This window comes from Priestia sp. J2 (assembly GCF_020790095.1).
GTDB lineage: Bacteria > Bacillota > Bacilli > Bacillales > Bacillaceae_H > Priestia > Priestia zanthoxyli.
This window is the reverse complement of sequence record NZ_CP086208.1, coordinates 1-7500: the sequence shown is the minus strand read 5'-3', so window position 1 is coordinate 7500 and position 7500 is coordinate 1. Positions and strand designations below refer to the sequence as shown.

Below are 7500 nucleotides of genomic sequence, written 5' to 3'. Positions count from 1 at the left end.
GTCTGCTTATATAAGTTATTTAATAAAACATTTGCATTTGCATCACGTCTTACTTCAATAACAATACGCATACCCGAACGGTCAGACTCATCTCGTAAGTCCGTAATTCCATCAATCTTCTTATCACGAGCTAGCTCGGCAATTTTTTCAATTAGCTTTGCTTTATTTACTTGGTATGGAAGTTCATGAACAATAATAGTTTGTTTACCATTGTTTTGTTCTTCAATTTCTACTTTTGCGCGAACAATAATAGAACCTTTCCCAGTTTCATAAGCTTTACGAATCCCGCTGCGGCCAAGAATTTGTCCTGCAGTTGGGAAATCCGGTCCTGGAATAATCTCCATTAACTCTGCAATTGTGATATCAGGGTCTTGACTTACAGCTAAAACGCCGTCAATGACTTCCCCTAACTGATGCGGAGGAATATTTGTCGCCATACCTACCGCAATTCCGGCTGAACCGTTTACAAGTAAATTTGGAAATCTAGCAGGTAATACAATTGGTTCACGTTCAGAACCGTCATAGTTATCTTGATAATCAATTGTATCTTTATTGATGTCACGTAACAGTTCCATCGAAACTTTTGACATTCTTGCTTCTGTATAACGCATAGCTGCTGCTGCATCTCCATCAACAGATCCAAAGTTTCCATGACCGTCAATTAGCATATAACGATAGCTAAAATCTTGTGCCATACGAACCATTGTTTCATATACAGCTGAGTCACCGTGTGGGTGATACTTACCAATTACTTCTCCTACGATACGAGCTGATTTTTTATATGGCTTATCCGATCCCATACCTAAATCATTCATTGCATATAAAATACGACGGTGCACGGGCTTAAGTCCGTCTCTTACATCTGGTAAAGCACGCGATACAATTACGCTCATTGCATAATCTAAAAAGGATGCGCGCATTTCTTGACTAATATTTACTTCTCTTATTTGAGAGTTTGGTTTATCTGACATCGATAAGAACCTCCTTCGCGAAGTTCAGTATAGTAATTCATATATATGTAAACGCAGGATAGAACCTATCTCTATCCTGACGTTTATATACCCTTTATAAAAAATATAAAGGGTATTACCGTTCATTTAAATATCGAGATTTTTTACGTACTGAGCATTTTCTTCAATGAAATTACGGCGCGGTTCTACTTTGTCGCCCATTAAAATTTCAAATGTCTCATCAGCTTCAATTGCGTCTTGCAAGTTCACCTGAAGAAGGGTACGGAATTCTGGATCCATTGTTGTTTCCCATAATTGTTCAGGATTCATCTCTCCTAGACCTTTGTAACGCTGAAGGTTTGGTTTTGCGCCTTCAGGGAAAGAAGCTAATACCTCTTCTAATTGACGATCGTTGTACGCGTACTCTACTTTTTTACCTTGTGAAACTTTGTAAAGCGGCGGCTGGGCAATGTACACATATCCGTGCTCAATAATCTGTCTCATATAGCGATAGAAGAACGTTAGAAGAAGCGTACGAATATGCGCACCATCTACGTCTGCATCTGTCATAATCACAATTTTATGGTAGCGGGCTTTCGAAATATCAAAATCGTCACCAATACCCGTTCCTAGAGCGGTAATGATTGTACGAATTTCGTTATTAGATAAAATTTTATCTAAACGCGCTTTCTCTACGTTGATAATTTTACCGCGCAAAGGCAAAATAGCTTGGAAATGGCGGCTTCTTCCCTGCTTAGCTGAACCTCCGGCAGAGTCACCCTCTACTACATAGAGTTCGCTAATAGAAGGATCTTTTGATGAACAATCTGCTAATTTACCCGGTAAGTTTGAAATTTCAAGTGCGCTTTTACGTCTTGTAAGCTCACGAGCTTTTTTAGCTGCCATTCTTGCTCTTGCAGCCATTAAACCTTTTTCAATTACCTTTTTCGCCACAATAGGGTTCTCTAGCAAGTAAGTTTCTAAGTGTTCTGCAAACACAGAGTCAGTAATTGTTCTTGCTTCACTATTTCCCAGCTTTGTTTTTGTTTGTCCTTCAAACTGCGGATCTGGGTGCTTAATAGAGATAATAGCTGTAATTCCTTCACGAACATCTTCACCCGTTAAATTGGCGTCACTATCTTTAAATACGCTGTTTTTACGTGCATAGTCGTTAATTACACGCGTTAACGCTGTTTTAAATCCTGCTTCGTGCGTTCCACCTTCATATGTGTGAATGTTGTTTGCGAAAGAATATAAATTACTTGTGTAGCTATCGTTATATTGAATAGCAATTTCTACAGAAATGTTGTCTCGATTACCTTCAATATAGATCGGCTCTTCGTGAATCACTTCTTTCGAACGGTTTAAGTGTTCAACGTAAGACTTAATTCCGCCTTCGTAATGGTATTCACGTCTTTTATCTTCTTCACGTTTGTCTTCAATCGTAATTTTAATGCCGCGGTTTAAGAAAGCTAACTCACGCAGACGATTAGCTAACGTATCAAAATCGTATTCAAGCGTTTCTGTAAAAATTTCACCGTCTGGATGGAATTGAATAACAGTACCTGTTTTATCTGTTTCTCCAACTACTTTTAAGTCAGCAGCCGGTACACCTCGTTCATATTTTTGATAATGAACTTTACCGTCACGATGTACGTGTACTTCCAAAGAGGTAGAAAGTGCGTTAACAACTGAGGCACCTACACCGTGTAATCCACCAGATACTTTATAGCCGCCGCCGCCAAATTTACCTCCGGCATGAAGAACCGTTAAGATAACTTCAACGGCAGGTCTGCCCATTTTTTCTTGAATACCAACTGGAATTCCACGACCGTTATCTTTGACTGTAATACTATTATCCTTTTCGATAATAACATTAATTTCATCGCAATAGCCGGCCAGCGCTTCATCAATACTATTATCTACAATTTCCCATACAAGATGATGTAAACCCTTTGCGCTCGTTGATCCAATATACATCCCCGGACGTTTACGAACAGCTTCTAATCCTTCTAATACTTGTATCTGATCAGCTTCATATGCTTGTACTTCTTTTTGTTCCATCGTCAAATGTATCACCTACACTTTTTTTTAACAGCAAACTGCTGTATTTATCATTTTGTATTATGTTTTTCGAATATTATGTGGAAATAATACGGAGCCTTTAATGTATTTGCCATTTGTTTACTTATGCACAAAATTTTCATAATCGAGGGTACGAGTTGAAATATATAGACTTAAAACTATAATGATATCATATTTCAGTTAGATTGCCTTGTGAAAAGTTTTTAGACAGATCAATTGCTATTTGACCTTTTGAATTTGGCCAGCTTCTACATGATATGTAGCGGCTTTTTCTAAGGTCTCGTGATGAATTCCTTCAATGCTCGTTGTCGTTACAAACGTCTGAACTTTCCCTTGAATGGTATTTAGCAAGTGTGATTGACGAAAATCATCTAATTCAGACAATACGTCATCTAAAAGCAAAATTGGATATTCACCTACTTCTTGATGAATTAACTCAATTTCAGCAAGCTTTAACGATAAAGCAGTCGTCCGCTGTTGCCCTTGTGAACCAAATGTTTGAACGTCTTTTTCATTAACGTAGAAAAGAAGATCATCACGGTGTGGTCCTGCTAAGGTGACACCTCTATCAATTTCTCTACTTTTTATTTTATCAAACTTTTGATGATATGCTTCTAACATTTTCGACAAATCTGCATCTTCTGATACATCAATTGAATTCTTATACTCAATTTTTAATGTTTCTAAGTCTCGACTGATCCCTTTATGAATAGGCTCTGCCCACTGTTGGAGTAACTGTAAAAACTCAAAACGTTTTTTTAAGATTTTCGCTGCCATTTCACTTAACTGTAACGTAAGTACGTCTAAAAGTGAAAGATCCGTTTGTTTTTTTGTCTGCAGCTGCTTCAAATATTGATTTCTTTGCTGCAAAATCTTTTGATACCTGCTTAAATCATGCATGTAAACAGGCGAAACTTGACCAATTTCCATATCGATAAATTTGCGCCTTACTTGCGGACTCCCTTTAACTAGGTTCAAATCCTCCGGAGCAAACATGACAGTGTTAATTGACCCTATATATTGACTGAGTTTTTTCTGCTCAATGTGATTATATTTTGCTTTTTTCCCTTTTGTTGAGATGACTAAATCCAGTGTAACGGGCCCTCTATGCTTTTCTACAATGCCCGATAGCTTTGCATACTCACAGTCCCATTTAATTAATTCTTTATCGTTGGACGTACGATGAGATTTAGCCATAGATAATACGAAGATCGATTCCATCACGTTTGTTTTACCCTGTGCATTTTCACCCAAAATGACGTTTACTTTATTTTCAAAGGGAATCGTTGTCTTCGTATAGTTTCGGTAATTTGTTAAAGTAATTTCTTTAATATACAAACGTTTCACCAACTTTAAGTAATAACAACAAATGATCCTGCAGCCGGTATATCCACTTCGTCATTTGCATATAATTTACGTCCGCGGCGCTCTTCTAGCTCCCCGTTCACATATACTTCGTGCTCACTTAAAAACCATTTTACCATTCCACCTGTTTGAATGACGTCTGCTAGTTTTAAAAACTGGCCAAGCGTAATGTATTCAGTTGAAATTTTAACCTCTGTTTTCATGCGACTCTCTCACTTTCTAATGATGTATCTCTATTTTACTAAATAATTCTTCTTGAGAAAAGAAAGCTACTAGTACGGCATGCTAGTAGCTTTCTGAGATTTAATATGTTCGCACTGGTAAAATCAGCTGCAGCATTGAATCATCCTCTAATGTTCGAATGACAAATGGACGCATCGCACCAGTGAAGTTAATTTTGATATCTGTTCCTTCGAGCGCTTTTAATGCGTCTAACATATATTTTGCGCTAAAAGAAATTTTTAATTCTTCTCCTGAGATAGACTGGCTTTGTACCTCTTCAATTACTTTTCCGATTTCAGGAGAGTTAGAAGAAATTTCAACAATTCCTTCATCTAGCGTAGATAGTTTTACTACGTTGTTTCTTCCTTCACGAGCTAATAAAGAAGCACGGTCAATCGATTGTAAAAATTCTTTTACGTTCAATATAACATCCGTTTTACTATCGGCTGGGATCAATCTTGAAGTGTCAGGATAATTTCCGTCCAGTAATCTTGAGAAAAATAGTAAGTGTTTTGTTTTGAATAATACTTGATTTTCCGTGATAACGATGTCTACTAATTCATGAGAATCATCAAGGATCTTACTGAATTCACTTAAACTTTTACCTGGAATAACCACATTATACGTTGCTTCATTTCCAGTTTCAATGGTCGCTTTTCGCAAAGCTAGACGATGACTGTCAGTGGCAATACACGTTAATTCTTTGCCGTCGACTTTCCAGTTTACACCTGTCAAGATAGGTCGTGTTTCTGAGGTGGACACTGCAAAGACAGTTTGTCGAATCATGTTTTTTAATAAGTCTGTCGGTAATCTAAACATGTTGTTTTCTTCGATCTGTGGCAAATGAGGATACTCTTCTGCATCTAAACCATTTAAGTTAAATTCAGCTTTTCCTGAACGAATGATTGTTAAAAAGTGACTTTGGACGTCCAATTCTACGATGTCTTTAGGAAGCTTTTTGACGATTTCACTAAAGAAACGAGCTGGGAGAACAACGCTTCCTGGTTTTTGGATATCAACAATCTCTTTTCCTTCTTCCTCGTTTGGAATAAACGATTCAATAGAGATATCGGAATCACTTCCGGTTAAAGTAACACCTTCTTCAGTCGCTACAATTTTAATCCCTGTTAAAATTGGAATTGTTGTTCTAGAAGATACAGCTTTCATAACGTCTTGAACGCTTTGAACTAGGTAGTCTTTCTGTATGATAAATTTCATAATAATTAATCCTCCTTAAAAGTAGGTTTAAAAGCTTATTATTTATTATATTTTAAGATAGTAGTAGTAATAGGGGCTGTGGAAATGTGGATAACCCCTAAAAACGTGAGAACACAGCCTATCCACATGTGGACAGACTGTGTACAATCCTAACTTACTTATACACAAAATACAAGTAAAAAAAGCCTATATTTTTAGTGATTCACTTATTTCTTTAATTTGTTTTTGTAGGTCAGTATCTGTTTGAACAAGTTTTGAGATTTTTTCATGAGCATGGATGACCGTAGTATGGTCTCGCCCGCCAAACTCTTCTCCAATTTTAGGAAGCGAAAAATCCGTTAGTTCGCGAGAAAGGTACATGGCAATTTGTCGAGGAAACGCTACTGACTTTGTACGTTTCTTCGCTTTGAAATCATCTAATTTTATATTAAATTCTTGTCCAACAATCTGTTGGATATCTTGAATCGTAATAACCCTAGGTTTTGAACTAGGAATGATATCTTTTAATGCTTCTGCTGCTAAATCAGCGTTTATATCTTTATTAATTAGTGAAGAATAAGCTACTACGCGAATAAGTGCTCCTTCTAATTCTCTGATATTTGAATCAATCTGATTGGCGATATAAAGCATAACTTCATTTGGAATAACTAAGCCGTCCGCTTTTGCTTTTTTACGCAAAATAGCAATTCGTGTTTCCAAATCTGGTGGTGTGATGTCTGTAATAAGGCCCCATTCAAAGCGAGAACGAAGTCGATCTTCAAGTGTAGGAATTTCTTTCGGCGGTCGATCACTTGAGATGACAATCTGCTTGCTTTCTTCATGAAGCGTATTAAACGTATGGAAAAATTCCTCTTGTGTCTGCTCTTTACCCGCTAAGAATTGAATATCATCAATCAGTAAAACATCTACATTGCGGTATTTGTTGCGGAATTCTACTGCTTTATTGTCACGAATAGAGTTAATAAACTCATTTGTGAATTTTTCAGATGATAAGTACACGACTTTAGCGGCAGGATTATGATCTAACACATAGTGGCCTATTGCGTGCATTAAGTGTGTTTTACCTAATCCTACTCCCCCGTAAATAAAAAGCGGATTATACGCTTTAGCCGGCGCCTCTGCTACTGCTAAAGAAGCTGCATGGGCAAAACGATTCCCAGATCCGATAACAAATGTATCAAAGGTATACTTCGAATTTAGCATACTTTGAGGGAATTCTGCTCCTTCGTCTTTATTGACTTTCTTTTTAGGAGTTTGAATATCGAATTCTTCCTCGGCCTGGTTAGGAGGAATAATAAATTTCACATCTAACTCTTCCCCCGTAAGGTCGTAAAGTGTTTCAGCAATTAAATTAGAATACCTAGATTCTAACCAGTCCCGTGCAAAATCATTAGGCGCAGTAATAATGAGCGTGTCTCCTTGCAAAGCATGAGCTTTTGTCGATTTGAGCCAGGTTTCAAAACTAGGTTTGCTTAATTTTTTTTCAATTTGATCTAAAGCTCTGTTCCATAAATCATGAATGTTTTCCAACGAGTAACCCCTCCTTTTTCTAGTTTTCATGCGCTTTGTACAACCCTTGTACAACCTGTACAAAACCTTATGCATAAAAAATTTATATTTATACAATTGCTATTATGTGGGTAAATATATATTATAGAAG

The 7500-nt window shown here is 37.0% G+C and carries 6 protein-coding genes (1 of these 6 only partly in view); all 6 read right to left on the bottom strand.

Going from position 1 to position 7500, the window contains the following annotated elements; all coding sequences use genetic code 11:
* A protein-coding gene (gene gyrA / locus LJY09_RS00030) for a DNA gyrase subunit A (protein ID WP_028411909.1) crosses the window boundary here: on the bottom strand, window positions 1-971 show its start. It extends 1540 nt beyond the left edge of the window; only the first 971 of its 2511 coding nucleotides appear in the window; its start codon is at window positions 969-971; its stop codon lies beyond the left edge, outside the window.
* A 126-nt stretch (window positions 972-1097) separates the two neighbouring features.
* A complete protein-coding gene (gene gyrB, locus LJY09_RS00025; protein WP_028411910.1) occupies window positions 1098-3014 on the bottom strand; it encodes a DNA topoisomerase (ATP-hydrolyzing) subunit B in 1917 nt (638 codons plus the stop codon).
* A gap of 240 nt (window positions 3015-3254) precedes the next feature.
* Complete coding sequence (gene recF, locus LJY09_RS00020) at window positions 3255-4373, bottom strand: DNA replication/repair protein RecF (protein WP_013054823.1); 1119 nt, start codon at window positions 4371-4373, stop codon at window positions 3255-3257.
* A gap of 14 nt (window positions 4374-4387) precedes the next feature.
* The gene (yaaA, locus tag LJY09_RS00015; RefSeq protein ID WP_013054822.1) at window positions 4388-4603 is read right to left on the bottom strand and encodes a S4 domain-containing protein YaaA; all 216 of its coding nucleotides are present in this window, start codon (window positions 4601-4603) and stop codon (window positions 4388-4390) included.
* A gap of 100 nt (window positions 4604-4703) precedes the next feature.
* The gene (gene dnaN, locus LJY09_RS00010) at window positions 4704-5840 is read right to left on the bottom strand and encodes a DNA polymerase III subunit beta (protein ID WP_013054821.1); all 1137 of its coding nucleotides are present in this window, start codon (window positions 5838-5840) and stop codon (window positions 4704-4706) included.
* 186 nt (window positions 5841-6026) lie between these two features.
* A complete protein-coding gene (dnaA, locus tag LJY09_RS00005) occupies window positions 6027-7370 on the bottom strand; it encodes a chromosomal replication initiator protein DnaA (RefSeq protein ID WP_028411911.1) in 1344 nt (447 codons plus the stop codon).
* Window positions 7371-7500 lie beyond the last annotated feature (130 nt).